A 15,941-nucleotide genomic window follows, 5' to 3' on the forward strand; every position below is an offset into this window, starting at 1 on the left:
TTTAGTTTGAGCAGTTAACTACTTACCCTAAGGCAACACGTTCAAAACCTGTTACTTTGAGATTAGCATCGACCGACTTTACATATTGAGCAACGCTTTGTTTGCTGTCTTTAATAAAGTCCTGGTTCACTAAGGTATTGTCCTTAAAGAATCGTTTTAGTTTTCCTTGAGCAATCTTATCTAACATCGCTTCTGGTTTTCCTTCTTGTCTTAGCTGATCTTTAGCGATCTCGATTTCCTTATCTATTATCTCCTGATTTACACCGGTCTGATCTAAGGCCACAGGATTCATGGCAGCAGCCTGCATGGCAACATCTTTAGCGGCTTCAGCAGAACCATCAACCGCAGCTGATAATCCTACCAAAGTAGCGATCTTGTTTCCTGCATGAATGTAAGAGCCTACAAAGGGTGCAGACAGTCTTCTAAATCCACCTATCTCAATTTTCTCACCAATAACACCAGTTTGCTCCGTAAGTTTTTCTTGTACGGAAATACCATTGTAATTGGCGGCCAATAATGAGTCCTTGTCATTGCATTGAAGCGCCAGATCTGCAAGTTCATTGGCCAGACTTACAAAGGTGTCGTTCTTAGCTACAAAATCTGTTTCACAATTCAGGGAGATGATCACCCCTTCTGTTTTACTTCCATTGACCTTTGCAATGGCAGCTCCTTCCGAAGAATCTCTATCTGCTCTTTTCGCAGCTACTTTCTGACCTTTTTTACGAAGGATCTCGATAGCCTTGTCAAAATCGCCTTCAGCCTCAACCAAAGCGTTTTTACAATCCATCATCCCTGCACCGGTAGTTTTTCTCAATGTATTAACATCGGCAGCGGTAATTTTTACCATGTCTATTATTTTTTTTGATACCAAAATTGGTATCTAGTTTTATATAGTTTTTATTCTTATTCTACACCTGCTTTGGTGTTGTCTTGCCATTCCTTTAGCTCATCCCATTTTCCATCGGCAGCCATCTTTGCTTGTTTTGGCCATGATGCCGGATTTTTTGAAGCATATCTCGGACCAGCCTCAGAAAGGATCGTTTTAAGATCTTCTTCCGATTTCCCTGCCAGGTCAGCAAAAGAAGTGACACCTGCACTTTGGAAAACCTCAGAGATCTTTGGTCCAATACCCTCTACTTTGGTAAGATCATCGGCAGCTACTTTTTTTGCTTTTTTGGGAGCTTCTTTTTTTGCTGGTTTTTCAGCAACTACAGCGGCTTCTTTTTCCTTTTTAGGAGCTTCTTTTTTTGCTGGTTCTTCAGCAACCACAGCAGCTTCTTTTTCCTTTTTAGCAACTTTAGGCTTGGTCCCTGCTACCTCATCTTTATCAACGGCCTCTACCACTTTCTTTTTAGGTCTGTGAGCTTTACCTTCTTCACCTTCATTACCTGCCTGCTTTTCGGATTTGCGTTCAGCTAATCCTTCAGCTATTGCATTGGTCACTTGGGTCATGATCACTTCAATAGATCTAGAAGCATCATCATTAGATGGAATGATAAAATCGATTGGTCGAGGATCCGAATTGGTATCTACCATTGCAAAAATGGGGATATTCAATTTTTGAGCTTCCTTTACGGCGATGTGCTCACGCATGGTGTCCACAATAAATAGTGCACCAGGAAGTCTGGTCATTTCCGAAATAGAACCAAGGTTCTTTTCTAACTTCGCTCTAAGACGGTCTACTTGTAAACGCTCTTTTTTAGACAGGGTGTTAAAGGTCCCGTCTTTTTTCATACGATCAATAGAGGCCATTTTTTTAACAGCTTTCCTGATCGTCACAAAGTTGGTTAACATTCCACCAGGCCATCTTTCAGTGATGAATGGCATATTTACATTCGCCACTTTTTCTGCCACGATGTCTTTTGCCTGTTTCTTAGTAGCTACAAAGAGTACCTTTCTTCCAGAGGAAGCAATTTTCTTAAGGGCCTCGGAGGCTTCCTCAAGTTTGGCTACTGTTTTGTATAAATTGATTACGTGTATCCCATTTCGCTCCATATAAATATAGGGGGCCATGTTGGGATTCCATTTTCTTGTTAGGTGACCGAAGTGTACACCTGCGTCTAAAAGATCTTTAACTTCTACTTTTTTTGCCATTTTAATTAGTTTACGTTCTTATGAATTAGCAATAACCAAGTGGTATTCTACAATAGAAAGCCTTGGTCATTTAGATGCTAAACTAAATGTTACTGAATTCTGTCAAAGCCGATGAGCGACTATAAACAGGATTTCAGAATTTTAATTGTCCCATGACGAGGGACTTTCAATGAACTTGGGTTACTATATATAAATGCCCTATAAGGCACTCTTTTCTTTTATTCTTAACGTTTAGAGAACTGGAATTTCTTACGGGCTTTCTTCTGTCCGAATTTCTTACGTTCCACCATTCTAGGATCTCTGGTTAACAGGCCTTCTGGCTTTAATACCAATCTATGCTCAGCATCCATTTCGCATAAAGCTCTGGATATGCCTAGCCTGATGGCTTCTGCCTGACCTGTAATACCTCCACCGTAAACATTTACCTTAACATCAAAGCTATCTTCATTATTGGTCAAAGCAAAAGGTTGTTTTACCTTGTACTGAAGGGTAGCAGTAGGAAAATATTCTGTCAGATCTCTTTTATTGATCGTGATAGCACCTTTTCCCTTAGAAATATATACACGTGCAACAGCTGTCTTTCTTCTGCCTATTTTATGTATTACATCCATTATTTAAGGTCTTTTAAAATTATTGTTGTTGGTTTTTGAGCTTCCTGATTGTGTTCTGCTCCTGCATATACCTTTAGGTTGCGAAAAAGTTCCGCTCCTAATTTATTCTTAGGTAGCATGCCTTTAACTGCTCTCTCCACCACTGAAGCCGGATTCTTAGCCTTTAACTGATTGGCCGTAGTAAAACGCTGCCCACCAGGATACCCGGTATGACGGACATAGGTTTTTTCCTCCCATTTATTACCTGACAAATGCACTTTTTCAGCATTGATAACAATTACGTTATCTCCACAATCTACATGAGGCGTAAAATTGGGTTTGTTTTTACCTCTTAGTATGATAGCCACTTTAGAGGCTAGTCTTCCAAGTGTTTGTCCTTCTGCATCTATCAGCACCCATTGCTTTTGCACGGTAGCCTTGTTGGCAGAAACAGTCTTGTAGCTCAATGTATCCACTACTATTTTATTTAATTATTAAACAGTTCAATCCCGTTTAACGGGCTGCAAATGTACAATTATAAAGTTGAATTACAAATGGATGGTTCTTACTTTTTCATTTTTTTTAAAAAGAAAATGTGGATCAAATGTAAGGGTATAGTGCACCATTCCAGGCCCAGGACCAGAAAGAATATCCTTTTGCCCATACTTTTCACCTGTTTAGTTCGTTTGAGAGAATAAACTAATACAATTCTATCATGCGAAATACTGTAGTTACTTTTCTACTAGGAGCCTTGTTAATTAGCTCCTGCTCAACGGATAAGACGAGTGATAATCCTGATAATTCCATTCTTGGAACATGGGACCTAACAGCACTGACCATAGATGAAGCAACAGCTAGTGATGAAGAAGAATTTGGCCAGGATATATTGAATATGCTTACGGCTTCAAATTGTTATCTGGTATCTCTAAGCTTTAATGAGGATCTGAGGCTGGTAACAGAGGATGCCTCCAATTATCTTGAGATAGGTGTCAACCCGGGAGGTACTGGTTTGGATGTTCCTTGCCCTTCGCAAAGAGATACGGAAACCACCACCTACGCCTATGCGGATGGCGTATTGACCTTTATTGACGATACCCAGGAGACCATTTCTGTGGCGCTTACAATATCTGGTAGCACTATGACAATGGCTGCACAGGAATTGGATGTACAAAATTTTAACGCCGGAGGGGAACTCATTTTCACTAAAAGATAAAGTGAAACTGTTGACTAAAACAAAACCCTTCGATTTTTCGAAGGGTTTTTTTATGCTTTGAAGTGAAATTAGTGGTTAATGGGCTTCGAGCCAATTTTCTCCTTGTCCCAGCTCAACAACCAGTGGTACTTTTAAGGAGTAGGCAGATTCCATAGCCGTCTTTATCATCTCTTTCATTTGCTCCAGCTCTGGTTTGTAGACATCGAATACCAATTCATCATGCACCTGCAGTAGCATCTTGGTCTTAAAATTACCTTCCTGCAATTTTTGGTGGATGTCTATCATTGCGATCTTTATGATATCGGCTGCACTGCCCTGAATGGGCGCGTTGATGGCATTTCGTTCGGCAGCCCCTCTAACAATCGCATTGCTCCCATTGATATCCTTTAGGTAGCGCCGTCTACCCAGCACCGTTTGTACATATCCATTGTCTCTGGCGAAGTCTACCTGGTCTGCCATGTATTTTCTCAACTTAGGATAGGTCTTGTAATACGTATCTATAAGTTCTTTCGCTTCTGTTCGGGACAGATCTGTCTGATTACTGAGCCCAAAGGCAGAAACACCGTAGATGATACCAAAATTCACTGTTTTAGCATTGCCTCTTTGTTCCCTGGTCACTTCATTTAAAGGTATATTGAACACCTTGGAAGCTGTTGAAGCATGAATGTCTTCCCCGTTCATAAAAGCCTCTATCATGGTATCTTCATCACTTAGCGCGGCAATGATCCGTAATTCTATCTGCGAATAATCTGCTGCCAGCAATATGTAATCTTTGTTCCTGGGGATAAAAGCTTTACGTACCTGCCTCCCTCTTTCGGTTCGAATTGGAATGTTTTGCAGGTTAGGATTGTTGCTGCTTAAGCGCCCCGTGGCGGCAACCGTTTGCATATAGTCTGTATGCACCCTTCCTGTACTCTTTTCCACCTGGGTGGGAAGCGCATCTACATAGGTGCTTTTTAATTTGGCAAGCCCTCTGTAATCTAAAACATCTCTGATGATCTTATGGTCTTTGGCCAGAGATGATAAAACATCTTCTGCTGTGGAGTACTGCCCTGTCTTGGTTTTTTTAGGCTTGGCTACCAGTTTTAATTTATCGAAAAGTATCTCTCCCAATTGCTTGGGCGAAGCAATGTTAAAAGTTTCACCGGCTTCTTCATAGATCTTTTCTTCGAGCGATTTAATATCGGAGTCGAGTGCACCAGATAACCCATTGAGGAATTCTTTATCCAGGTTTATTCCTTCCAGTTCCATATCTGCCAGGACCTTTAGTAGTGGTATCTCAATATTCTTGAACAAATCCATCGTATGAGCATCAGCTAGTTCTTTTACAAAATGTCTGGCCAATTGAAAGGTGACATCTGCATCTTCTACCGCATATTCTGTCTGAGCCTCTAAGGGCACATCGCGCATGCTCATTTGGTTCTTGCCTTTTTTTCCAATGAGTTCAGTAATGGAAACAGGAGTATAGTTAAGGTATGTCTCAGAGAGTACATCCATATTATGACGCATGTCCGGGTTGATGAGGTAATGTGCCAACATTGTATCGAAAAGCGATCCCTTCACATCCATGCCATATTTTCGCAGCACTTTAATATCGTACTTAAGATTCTGCCCTATCTTTTCTATGGAGGTAGAAGAAAAGAAAGGCCGTAATTTTTCGAGCAGATCATGAGATTCTTGCTGATCTTCCGGAAAAGGCAGATAATAGCCTTTCCCTGCTTCCCATGAGAAGGCGATCCCAACCAATTCTGCTTCAAGGGGATTTAAGGAAGTTGTTTCGGTATCAAAACAAACAGCCGTTTGTTTCATTAAATTTTTTAGGAAGAGTTCTAAAGCCATCCCCGCCTGAATGCTCTGGTAAACATGGGGAACTTCTTTGATGGTCTTTCGCCCTGTGTGTACCTCGAGAGTGGCAGGAGCAGAACCGTCCTGTCCAAACAGGGAAAATTGGCCACTGCCGGCCGCCTGTGCCTCTTTTTTTGCTGTTGCGGTGCTGGTTACCTGGGTTGGCGTATCTTGGGGTTCGCTAGAAAATAGTTTTATGAATTGTTCTCTGAGTCGGCGAAATTCGAGCTCCTCAAAGATCTCCTGCACCTTTTCACTATCGGGCATTGAAAGTTCATAATCCTTGGCGTCAAAGGTAACATCGCAGGTAATACAAATGGTTGCCAATTGTTTGGATAGTCTTCCCAACTCGGCATTTTCTTCCACCTTCTCCTTCATTTTACCCTTGAGCTTATCGGTATTTTCTAACAAAGCTTCTAAAGAGCCAAATTCTAGTATGAATTTCTTAGCGGTTTTTTCACCTACTCCTGGGAATCCCGGAATATTATCACTAGCATCACCCATCATTCCCAGATAATCTATGACCTGCTCTGGTCTTTCCACTCCAAATCTCTTTTGAATTTCCGGAATACCCCATATTTCTATTCCGTTGCCCATACGAGAAGGGCGGTACATAAATATATTCTCAGATACAAGTTGCCCAAAATCCTTGTCTGGTGTTACCATAAAAACTTTGTAGTCTTCCTTTTCGGCCTGTTTTGCCAGAGTACCAATTATATCATCGGCTTCCAGTCCTGAAACTTCAACAACCGGAATATGCATGGCTTTGAGTAGCTTTTGTATATAAGGGATTGCGATACGAATGGCATCTGGGGTTTCGTCCCTGTTGGCCTTGTATTCCGGGTATAATTCGGTTCGTTCTGTGCTGCCATCCTTGTCAAAACAGACAGCTAAATGGTCTGGTTTTTCTCTTCGGATAACATCGAACAAGGAATTCATAAACCCCATGATCGCTGAGGTATCCATTCCTTTTGAATTGATCCTGGGATTTTTAATAAGTGCGTAATACCCACGAAAGATAAGGGCATAAGCATCTAATAAAAAAAGTCGTTTTTGATCGGCCATAACAGTGTATAATGAGCAGGCCCAAAACTACAAAGATTCTGAACCAATCTGAAGGATCAGGCCTCTATAAAACTCTTTGCGGGTGTATTCACATGACCTTTACCGGAGTACTGACGATAGGAGAATCCCGGATGTATGCAATATCCCCCTGTTTCTCCGGCCTTATTAATGGCAATAAATCCAATTTGAATATCCTGATAGTTTTCCTTTTTAGCAATAATTCGCCTTACACCTTCTTCACAAGCCTCTTGTGGTGATTTCCCCTGTCTCATTAATTCAACTATCAAAAAACTTCCTACTGTACGCACAACTTCTTCGCCCATACCCGTAGCCGTTGCTCCTCCTATTTCATTATCAACAAATAGTCCGGCGCCAATAATAGGGGAGTCGCCTATGCGCCCTCCCATTTTATAGGCCATACCACTGGTAGTACAAGCGCCTGCAATATCCCCGTTGGAGTCAATGGCAAGCATCCCTATGGTATCGTGATTTTCAATATTGATGACAGGTTTGTATTGAGAAGTTTTTTTCCATTCCAGCCATTCTTCTCTAGAGGCATCTGTAAGCAGGTCTTCTTCAGGGAAACCCATTTCCAGGGCGAACTGTTTTGCCCCTGCTCCGGCCAACATAACATGTGGAGTTTCTTCCATCACTTTTCTAGCTACGGAAACAGCATGCACTATATTTTCCAGATATACCACAGCACCACATCTGCTATCTTTGTCCATAATACAAGCGTCCAGGGTTACATTTCCATCCCTGTCCGGTCTTCCTCCCTTGCCCACAGATTGGTTACTCACATCGGCTTCCTCCATCATAACACCTTGCTCTACAGCATCTAGCGAAGTGCCATTGCCATCCAATATCCCGAAAGCTTTGGCGGTGGCATTTGGAACATCCCAGGTGGCAATTACTATTGGCCCCTTGGTAATTTTAGCTGTTGTTACGCCTATCTCTTTTTTTTGTTCCTTGCAGGCACCTATCAAGGTTCCTCCTAAGATGGCAGCGCTGCCCAAACCGGAGTTTTTCAAAAACTTTCTTCTTTCCATACCCTTGGGATGTTTACATTTATAACTTTAAAGATAGCATTATGATAGTAGAAGTTTGTGCAAATTCTTTGGAATCTGCCTTAAATGCTCAACTAGCAGGGGCCCAAAGAATTGAACTTTGTTCGGAACTTACTTTAGGAGGGATCACTCCTTCATATGGACTTATAAAGAAAGTGATGGAGGCCATGAATATTCCTGTTCATGTGCTGATCCGGCCTAGAAGTGGTGATTTTTACTATTCTGATGCGGAATTTCAAACCATGGTAGAAGATATAGCTATTTGCAAATCCCTGGGGGTAGATGGGATAGTTTCCGGGGTATTAAGGCGAGACCTGCAGGTGGATTGGGATCGTACAATTGCAATAAAAAAAGCTTCCGGGTCATGCTCTTTTACTTTTCACAGGGCTTTTGATCTGGTTGCAAACCCATTGGAGACTTTTGATAAAATACAGGAAATGGGAGTAGATACCTTACTGACCTCCGGGCAGGCTAGATCTGCCATGGAAGGCTTGTCTTTGCTGAAACAATTGGAGAAAAAATCAAACACATGTACCATTATGCCGGGTGCGGGTATTCGTGATACCAATGCAATACATTTTAAGCATGCAGGTTTTAAAGCCATCCATTTGTCGGCTACCATAAGAGTTTTAAATACTATTGTACTACCACAGATTCCCATGAACGCAGCTAAGGGAATTGGCGAGAATGAGGTGCTTGTCACAGATCCGGACATTTTGAAAAAAGTTATTAAAAGCGTTAATTAACTCCAAAAATCAGTGTTAAGGGTAGTCTAAAGAAATATATTTGTAAAAAAGAGCTATGCTAAGATGGATCGTTTTTATTGCTATTTATTGTATTCTGGGATACTATTCCCTGCAGGCAATTAAAACCGCTTCGCGTTTTCCCTATATCTATTATGCATTTATGGCCTTGGCTCTCGTGATCCTGGGGAATTTATTATATCAGTTTACATTTGGAGACAGTGACGGTAGTGTACTAAACCGCCCAAGGAGTTATGCTTTTGGTTTTGTGATCGCTATGCTCACTTTTGAGATAATTACTATAGTCTTCTTGTTCTCTGAGGATATTTTCAGATTGATAGCCGCTTCTATTCAAAGTATATTCGGTTCTTCCGGAGAATTCAGTCTTCCTGCAAGGAGACGTTTTTTAAGTTTAATAGCTATGGGGATAGGAGCTATTCCTTTTAGCGCCCTCTTATATGGCATGTATAGAGGGAAGTACGATTTTAGGGTGTTGAAATACGAGCTGGAGTTTGATGACCTTCCCGAAGCCTTTCACGGATATCAGATCACTCAGATTTCTGATATTCACAGCGGTAGTTTTGACAATCGTAAAAAAATAGAATATGCGGTTAACCTGATAAATGAACAGCAAAGTGACACTATATTTTTTACAGGTGATATGGTGAATAATATGGCCCGGGAGATGGAGCCCTGGAAAGAATTGTTTGCAACTTTAGAAGCAAAAGACGGAAAATTTTCCATCCTCGGTAATCATGATTATGGTGACTATAAATTAGACTGGGATACGCCGGAGCTAAAATCACAAAATTTGGAGGACCTTAAAAGGATCCAACGCGAAATTGGTTTTGATCTTATGTTGAATGAAAGCCGCTATTTGCAAAAAGGTGATGACAAACTGGCCCTTATTGGCGTTGAGAATTGGGGTAGAGGAGGTTTTAAAAAAGCGGGCGATCTTAAAAAAGCGACTAAAGATATCCATAAAGACGATTTTAAAATATTATTGAGCCACGATCCGTCTCATTGGGAAGATGTGGTGATTCATGATGACTATCATTATCATTTAACCCTAAGTGGACATACCCATGGAATGCAATTTGGGATAGAGATCCCGGGATGGGTAAAATGGAGTCCTGTGAAATGGCGTTATAAATACTGGGCGGGCATCTATGAAGAAATGGGACAAATGATCAATGTTAACAGAGGTTTTGGATTTATAGGTTATCCCGGCAGAGTAGGAATCTGGCCAGAAATAACCGTAATTACCCTTAAAAAGAAAGTAGTTGTGTAAGATTAATGTTAAGGGATTATTACAAAAATGACTCTTTCATTAGAATTTTAACATTTTTTCTTACATTTGAGACGTAACCCAACGCAATACCTATGTCTAAATTCGGTGAACTAATAGATCTCAACGTACCTGTGTTACTTGATTTCTATGCTGAATGGAATGAACAATCAACGGCCATGCACCCTGTACTTCGTGATGTGGCTGCCGCCCTTGGTGATAAAGGGAAGGTCATAAAAATAGATGTAGACAAGAACAAAGAACTCTCACAAGCCTTGAGAGTAAAGGGATTGCCTACCCTTATGATCTACAAGAAAGGTGAGATGGTCTGGAGGCAAAGTGGTGAACAAGACGCCAATACTCTTATCGGGATCCTCAACGAATACGTTTAGAGTATTCCCTATCCAAAGGAAATTTCAACAACTTAGTTTTCAAGATCCGTTTCATCCACAACAGTGGTTGCATCTGGTATTACGGTATCTGAAATGGGCAGCGTATCAAGTATATCCTGTTCATAATTGTCCTCAACAGGAGCATCTTCAAGAAGTTCGTCCTGATAGAAATGGCTGAACTGATCTATATGCTCATTAAATACGACAGTCTCCTTTTCGGCCAATTCTCGGTCGTTATTTTCGATAAGGATGTCAATGATCCTCCTATAGCCTTCCATATCGCCAATAATGTCCTCTAAATTCTTATACTGCTCATCGAGCGGAGTCCCCTGATAGTAGTTTAAACGATCTTGGTATATAAGCTTTAATTCTTCGAAAAGGGCTCTTGCTTTTTGAGTTTCTCCTACTTTATAATACCCATCAACAAAGGGTTCTACAAAAGTATAGAAGCCGAACTTGGCTACTGGTAAATTCTCAATGCTGAGATCTATAATTTCTTTAGCCTTGTCTATCTTATTTTCGTTGATCAGGGCTTCAACCAATCGTGCCAGATTACTTCTGAAGGAAAGTCCTTGTGTTCTGGTTTGCGGATCATGATAGATATCCGGACTACCAGAATTGCCCCAATCCCATCCTTTAACGATGCTGTACATTTCGTCTGTGTCTATACGTCCCATTTCGTACGAACTTCGGTTCTGTGTCTTGATCGGGACTAATTTATAGGCAAGACCCTCTAATTGAAGGTAGTCTTTCATCCATATGTACTCGGCCTTGTCAAAACTACCTCCTGAAAAATAGATAGGTCGCTTCCAATCATTATTGGCCATGATATCGAGCATCAAAATGCGGTTTTTTGGAAGCGCTTGTGGCAGGTCTATATCAATATAATCAACGATCAGCGCTGAATCCTTTTCTTTTACCAGTCCAGATTCCAGTACATTCTTTTTGTTTACCGGGATCCGAATTTTATTTGTGGGATAGTACACCAGATCCAGGGTACTTTCAGAATAGCCACTAAGGTCGGCCCCTTGTTTTTCTAACAAAGAACCAAGTTTTGTTTGCGGATTGTTACTTGCCACCCAATTCATAAAGTCTTTAATATCCCATCGCTTATCTGTTATTCCCTGATAATAGATCACATCTCTATTTCCATACCGATAAAGATCATGACTAAGCTGTGAAGGAATAGGTTCACTGCGGTAGGCTTTGCGTTTCATTTGATCTACATACCAGTCTGTAGCAAAAAGGCTGGTACAGATAACCCGCACGTCGTTTCTGTATCCTTCAACTTCTTGAACATACCACAATGGAAATGTATCATTGTCCCCAATAGTAAATAACATGGCCCCCGCTTCCTTCTGACAGGAATCTAAATAGGCCATAGCCGCTGAACGTGCAGTATAACGCCCGGAACGATCGTGATCATCCCAGTTTTGGTAGGCCATAACTCCCGGAACAGCCAAGAGACATACTATGGTAATGGCTGGTGCCCAGATTTTGGGCTTAATGAATTTACTAAATTCTTCATAGAGGCCATAGACCCCTAATCCTATCCAAAGTGCGAAGATATAGAATGCGCCTACCAGCGAATAATCTCTTTCACGGGGTTGAAAGATGTAAGGGTTTGTATAGAATTGAATAGCGATCCCGGTGAAAATAAAAAACACGAAAAGAACCCAAAACTGCTTGGGGTCCTTTGATATTTGGAATACCAACCCAATGATCCCCAAAATAAATGGGAGGAAGAAATAGGTATTTCGCCCTTTATTAGCAAGCACATCTCCAGGAAGGTTATCCTGACTCCCTAATCGAATACTGTCTATAAAACCTATACCACTCAGCCATTCCCCCTGGCCATTGTAACGACCTTGCAGATCATCTTGTTTCCCAACAAAATTCCACATAAAATATCTCCCAAACATGTATCCAAATTGGAATTGCACCATGTATTTAATGTTCTGCCAAATAGTTGGGGGTTGTACTTCCAGATATTCACCAAATTGGCGAAGAAAACTGATGTATTGCTCAGCATCGATTTCTCCATTGGCATAGCCTGTCTTGATCTGAGATACCGCTTTTTGTAATTCTTCATTGCTGGTGGTCATTCGGAATTCGAGAGGACCAAAGAATTTCATGTAATTTTCTGCGTGTTGTTCGCTCCACATTCTGGGTAGAATTCCCTGATGTCCCGGATTAGGACCCTGAATGGCATCCTTGTATTTGTTTACGATGATATATTTTCCAAGAACTTCGTCTTTTTCATATTTAGGTTTATCATCTTTATCATCACCGGGAGCAGCAAAAGTGTCTGAATAATAAGTGCCATAGATAGGACTATCTACTCCGGGATATTGTTCTCTGTTATAGTAGGCCAACAAAGAACGAGCATCCGACGGATTATTCTCATTAATCACCACATTGGCATTGGCACGAATGGGTAACATAAGCCAGGAAGAAAAACCGAGCAATAAGAACATAAGGCATAAAGTAATGGTATTTGCCGTACGGTAATTGTTCTTTCTGGTATATTGAAGGGCATAATAGAATACGCCAATAAAGATCAGACCCATGATGATAGATCCTGAGTTAAATGGCAGACCTATACTATTAATAAAGAAAACCTCGCTCCACCCAAAGAGTTTTAAAACGTAGGTAAGGGAGAATTTATAGACAAGCATCAAGATGGCCACTACAATGATATTGGCTAACAGGAAGTTCTTTATTGTGGTTTCTTTATACGTCTTAAAATAGTAAAGCAGCCCTATAGAAGGGATCGCCAGAAACCCCATAAACTGAATCCCGAAGGTTAGTCCTACCACAAAGGAGATCAGTATCAAATATTTGTTTCCTCTGGGATCATCCAGATTATCTGTCCATTTAAGACCTAGCCATAATAAAAGAGCCATTATAAAACTGGCCATAGCATATACTTCCGTCTCCACAGCATTAAACCAAAAACTATCTGAAAAAGTGAATGCCAGGGCACCTACAATACCACTACCTAAAACAGCAATAGCTTTGGAGTTACTCAATTCACCAGCACTGGAAATGAGTTTACGTGTGAGATTGGTAATGGTCCAGAACATAAAAAGGATGGTAAAGGCACTGGAAACCCCAGACATATAGTTGACCATTCTGGCAACCTGGTCCGCCTCCAGCGCAAACATGGCAAAAAATGCGCCTAACATTTGCAATAATGGAGCTCCGGGTGGGTGTGCTACCTGAAGTTTTGCTGAAGTGGTGATATATTCTCCTGCATCCCACCAACTTCCGGTAGGTTCAACAGTAAGGCCATATACTATAAGGGCTATAAAAAAGACTCCCCACCCAAGAATAGAGTCCCATTTTTCAAAGTTTTTCGCAAACATTCAGTCTTCCTTTTACCAATAGTGGCGAAATTACTAATTTAAATAAATATTGAGATCAATATTTCTTAAACCTTTAACAGGCAGGCATGGTTATGTATTAACGAGATTACATTTAAAAAATGTTTGTGCAAATGAAACTTTGTCTTAAATTTGCACGCTCTTTAGCACCATTGGCCTATGGTGTAATTGGCAACACAGCTGGTTTTGGTCCAGTCGTTCTAGGTTCGAGTCCTAGTAGGCCAACAGAAAAGAGTTAAGCCCATTACTTTGGTAATGGGTTTTTTTATGCCGGAGGCTCGTCCTCGTTAAGAAGGTCTTTTGAAGGAATAGGCGATGGGGCTTCATTCTCTTCTTGCAACGCTATATCTTCTTTCTCCTTGGCAAGTATCTCCTTATCTTCCATATCTATCACAGAGCCCATTTTCTTTTTGTCTTTGATCATGGCCCAGGTCATAATAAGGCTCGTGCCAATGATCACGAATAACAAGATACCGGGTTCGAAGGTAGCCAACTGAGCTTCCACAGGAATCGCATAAAATAAGAGAACTGTGATAAGGCCCCTTGGAGCGATGAACAATTGCGGTAAAATATCTTTACCTAAAAATAATCGAAGAATAATAAAGCGAATGGCATAAATAGAAACCAGGATCATAATACTTACCATTGCCACGTTGAAATTAAAAAGTGATGAGATCACAATGGTGATTCCAAAGACTACAAAGAAAAATGTCCGAACAACAAAGGCGGTCTCTAATGTGATTATATGCAGTTCATGATAAATCTGATGTGCTCTTTCTTTTTTTAGAAAATGGACCAATTTCCCGCCAAAAAACAATTTCATATTAGCTATTACCAAACCAAAGATCAGGATAATGATAAGGGACGAGAGGTGCATCTTTTTTCCAAGTGCGTACAAAAGCAAGAGTACCGCAATGAGCAGGAATTGTTTGGCCTGACTTTTTATCTCCTGAAATATTAGGATGATGGCATAACTTGCTACTACTGCTATGACGATAGTAAGAAGAATATTTCCAACAAAACCCACAGGCCCTGAGGCTTCGGCCGGATCTAGCTGCCCAACTAAAAAGTAAAACATGATAATACCCATAATATCAGAAAAGGTACTTTCATAAATATGAAACTCCTTTTTATGCGGGGCCAACCCACTTACACTGGGAATAATAATTGCACTAGATAGAATGGAGAGAGGTGTAGCATATAACCAGGCAGTATGCATGGTCATCCCTTCTACAAATTGAAATAAAATAAGGGTTGCTACATATGCCGATCCTAATAAACCTATAAGCGCTATGGCCATAGATTTTAAAATGGGCCATAATTTTTCCCTTTTTAATTCAAGTTCCAGCGCAGCTTCTAAAACGATCATTATAAGCCCAACGATACCAAGGACCTCCAGCAAAGGGAAAAAATTGAGAGGTACAGTTACAAAATAGCGTATGACATATTGTAAGATAACACCCAGTAAAATGAGCATAAGCACCGACGGGATATTAGTCTTTTTAGCAATTCCGTTGAACCAGAACGATAAAATAATAATAACAGAAGCCGCAATGATGAGGTTATACGAAGAAAATATTTCCATGAGTAGATTATTAAATTAGCCTGTTCTAGTTTGTATATTAACTGAAGCTAATATCGATAATTTTCGCACACTTTTTCGATAATTATGTAATTTGATTTTCTGGAGGAAATAAAAAGAAAAATTTTGTATATTTGCGGCACTGAAAGGATAGTAAAGTATTCATGAGGGGACAATTTGTCCCCTCTTTTGTTACTTAGAAGTATGTGGAATGACCAGGTTAAAGCACTTTTGGATGAGGTATTGGAGGAAAACCCAAGTCTTTTTTTGATAGACCTGTCAATAAGTGCCGGCAATAGTATAAAGGTGGTGATCGATGGCGATAACGGTGTTACCCTGGAAGATTGTATGAAGGTAAGCAGGGGAATTGAACATAATCTGGATAGAGAGGAAACAGATTTTTCGTTGGAAGTTACTTCTACAGGAGCTTCAGAACCTCTGACAATGGCGAGACAGTACACAAAAAATATTGGACGGAAGATGAAAGTAAAAACTTCCGAATCAACATATGAAGGAACCCTTCAATCTGCTTCCAAAGATAATATAACATTAGAATGGAAAGCAAGGGAACCAAAACCTGTTGGAAAAGGAAAAGTAACCGTGGTGAAGAATCAGACCATCCCTTTTTCAAAGATTATAAAAGCGAACGTAGTACTTAAATTTTAATTGTAGATCA

General features: G+C 40.5%; 13 protein-coding genes and 1 tRNA gene. 6 read left to right on the forward strand and 8 right to left on the reverse strand.

All coding sequences use genetic code 11. The features are described 5' to 3' along the window. Nucleotides 1-22: 22 nt before the first annotated feature. The 4 genes from tsf to rplM form a co-directional block, all read right to left on the reverse strand. A complete protein-coding gene (gene tsf / locus Q0X72_RS05605; protein ID WP_297762692.1) occupies nt 23-847 on the reverse strand; it encodes a translation elongation factor Ts in 825 nt (274 codons plus the stop codon). Nucleotides 848-903: 56 nt separating this feature from the next. Further along, the gene (gene rpsB, locus Q0X72_RS05610; protein WP_297762694.1) at nt 904-2,094 is read right to left on the reverse strand and encodes a 30S ribosomal protein S2; all 1,191 of its coding nucleotides are present in this window, start codon (nt 2,092-2,094) and stop codon (nt 904-906) included. Nucleotides 2,095-2,318: 224 nt separating this feature from the next. After that, nucleotides 2,319-2,705, reverse strand: a complete 387-nt coding sequence (gene rpsI, locus Q0X72_RS05615) for a 30S ribosomal protein S9 (RefSeq protein ID WP_297762696.1) — start codon at nt 2,703-2,705, stop codon at nt 2,319-2,321. After that, nucleotides 2,705-3,160 (reverse strand): 50S ribosomal protein L13, encoded by a 456-nt coding sequence (rplM, locus tag Q0X72_RS05620; protein WP_297762698.1) that lies wholly within the window; start codon nt 3,158-3,160, stop codon nt 2,705-2,707. Before rplM ends, rpsI begins: the two co-directional genes overlap by 1 nt. A 239-nt stretch (nt 3,161-3,399) precedes the next feature. On the opposite strand from rplM, the gene Q0X72_RS05625 reads away from it, so the two are divergent. Further along, complete coding sequence (locus Q0X72_RS05625; protein WP_297762700.1) at nt 3,400-3,897, forward strand: lipocalin family protein; 498 nt, start codon at nt 3,400-3,402, stop codon at nt 3,895-3,897. A gap of 75 nt (nt 3,898-3,972) precedes the next feature. Here the strand turns inward: Q0X72_RS05625 and polA are convergent, their stop codons facing one another. Together polA and Q0X72_RS05635 are read right to left on the reverse strand one after the other, a co-directional pair. Continuing rightward, nucleotides 3,973-6,807, reverse strand: coding sequence for a DNA polymerase I (gene polA / locus Q0X72_RS05630; protein ID WP_297762701.1), 2,835 nt, complete (start codon nt 6,805-6,807; stop codon nt 3,973-3,975). Nucleotides 6,808-6,863: 56 nt separating this feature from the next. After that, the gene (locus tag Q0X72_RS05635) at nt 6,864-7,856 is read right to left on the reverse strand and encodes an isoaspartyl peptidase/L-asparaginase family protein (RefSeq protein ID WP_297762703.1); all 993 of its coding nucleotides are present in this window, start codon (nt 7,854-7,856) and stop codon (nt 6,864-6,866) included. A gap of 41 nt (nt 7,857-7,897) precedes the next feature. Here Q0X72_RS05635 and Q0X72_RS05640 point away from each other — a divergent pair, with 41 nt between their 5' ends. The 3 genes from Q0X72_RS05640 (at nt 7,898) to Q0X72_RS05650 (ending at nt 10,297) form a co-directional block, all read left to right on the forward strand. Next, nucleotides 7,898-8,620 carry a copper homeostasis protein CutC gene (locus Q0X72_RS05640; RefSeq protein ID WP_297762705.1) on the forward strand — a complete coding sequence of 241 codons (723 nt, stop codon included), beginning with the start codon at nt 7,898-7,900 and terminating at the stop codon, nt 8,618-8,620. 55 nt (nt 8,621-8,675) lie between these two features. Beyond that, nucleotides 8,676-9,908, forward strand: coding sequence for a metallophosphoesterase (locus Q0X72_RS05645; protein ID WP_297762707.1), 1,233 nt, complete (start codon nt 8,676-8,678; stop codon nt 9,906-9,908). Nucleotides 9,909-10,000: 92 nt separating this feature from the next. Continuing rightward, the gene (locus Q0X72_RS05650; protein ID WP_297762709.1) at nt 10,001-10,297 is read left to right on the forward strand and encodes a co-chaperone YbbN; all 297 of its coding nucleotides are present in this window, start codon (nt 10,001-10,003) and stop codon (nt 10,295-10,297) included. A 32-nt stretch (nt 10,298-10,329) separates the two neighbouring features. On the opposite strand, the gene Q0X72_RS05655 is transcribed toward Q0X72_RS05650, so the two are convergent. Next, complete coding sequence (locus Q0X72_RS05655) at nt 10,330-13,665, reverse strand: DUF2723 domain-containing protein (protein ID WP_297762711.1); 3,336 nt, start codon at nt 13,663-13,665, stop codon at nt 10,330-10,332. Between the two features lie 171 nt (nt 13,666-13,836). Between Q0X72_RS05655 and Q0X72_RS05660 the strand changes: the two genes are divergently transcribed. After that, nucleotides 13,837-13,908, forward strand: a tRNA-Gln gene (locus Q0X72_RS05660). A 40-nt stretch (nt 13,909-13,948) separates the two neighbouring features. Here Q0X72_RS05660 and Q0X72_RS05665 read toward each other — a convergent pair. After that, nucleotides 13,949-15,268: a cation:proton antiporter gene (locus tag Q0X72_RS05665; protein WP_297762713.1), complete on the reverse strand. Its 1,320-nt coding sequence runs from the start codon at nt 15,266-15,268 to the stop codon at nt 13,949-13,951. A gap of 201 nt (nt 15,269-15,469) precedes the next feature. Here Q0X72_RS05665 and rimP point away from each other — a divergent pair, with 201 nt between their 5' ends. Then, the gene (gene rimP / locus Q0X72_RS05670; protein ID WP_297762715.1) at nt 15,470-15,931 is read left to right on the forward strand and encodes a ribosome assembly cofactor RimP; all 462 of its coding nucleotides are present in this window, start codon (nt 15,470-15,472) and stop codon (nt 15,929-15,931) included. Nucleotides 15,932-15,941: the final 10 nt, after the last annotated feature.

Source organism: uncultured Muriicola sp. (assembly GCF_947258935.1).
Taxonomy (GTDB): Bacteria; Bacteroidota; Bacteroidia; order Flavobacteriales; family Flavobacteriaceae; genus Muriicola.

What these genes read in the sequence shown, in the direction of transcription:
- tsf (WP_297762692.1), bottom strand. Translation starts at nt 847, where the DNA reads ATGGTAAAAATTACCGCTGCCGATGTTAATACATTGAGAAAAACTACC.
- rpsB (WP_297762694.1), bottom strand. Translation starts at nt 2,094, where the DNA reads ATGGCAAAAAAAGTAGAAGTTAAAGATCTTTTAGACGCAGGTGTACAC.
- rpsI (WP_297762696.1), bottom strand. Translation starts at nt 2,705, where the DNA reads ATGGATGTAATACATAAAATAGGCAGAAGAAAGACAGCTGTTGCACGT.
- Q0X72_RS05625 (WP_297762700.1), top strand. Translation starts at nt 3,400, where the DNA reads ATGCGAAATACTGTAGTTACTTTTCTACTAGGAGCCTTGTTAATTAGC.
- polA (WP_297762701.1), bottom strand. Translation starts at nt 6,807, where the DNA reads ATGGCCGATCAAAAACGACTTTTTTTATTAGATGCTTATGCCCTTATC.
- Q0X72_RS05635 (WP_297762703.1), bottom strand. Translation starts at nt 7,856, where the DNA reads ATGGAAAGAAGAAAGTTTTTGAAAAACTCCGGTTTGGGCAGCGCTGCC.
- Q0X72_RS05640 (WP_297762705.1), top strand. Translation starts at nt 7,898, where the DNA reads ATGATAGTAGAAGTTTGTGCAAATTCTTTGGAATCTGCCTTAAATGCT.
- Q0X72_RS05645 (WP_297762707.1), top strand. Translation starts at nt 8,676, where the DNA reads ATGCTAAGATGGATCGTTTTTATTGCTATTTATTGTATTCTGGGATAC.
- Q0X72_RS05650 (WP_297762709.1), top strand. Translation starts at nt 10,001, where the DNA reads ATGTCTAAATTCGGTGAACTAATAGATCTCAACGTACCTGTGTTACTT.
- Q0X72_RS05655 (WP_297762711.1), bottom strand. Translation starts at nt 13,665, where the DNA reads ATGTTTGCGAAAAACTTTGAAAAATGGGACTCTATTCTTGGGTGGGGA.
- Q0X72_RS05665 (WP_297762713.1), bottom strand. Translation starts at nt 15,268, where the DNA reads ATGGAAATATTTTCTTCGTATAACCTCATCATTGCGGCTTCTGTTATT.
- rimP (WP_297762715.1), top strand. Translation starts at nt 15,470, where the DNA reads ATGTGGAATGACCAGGTTAAAGCACTTTTGGATGAGGTATTGGAGGAA.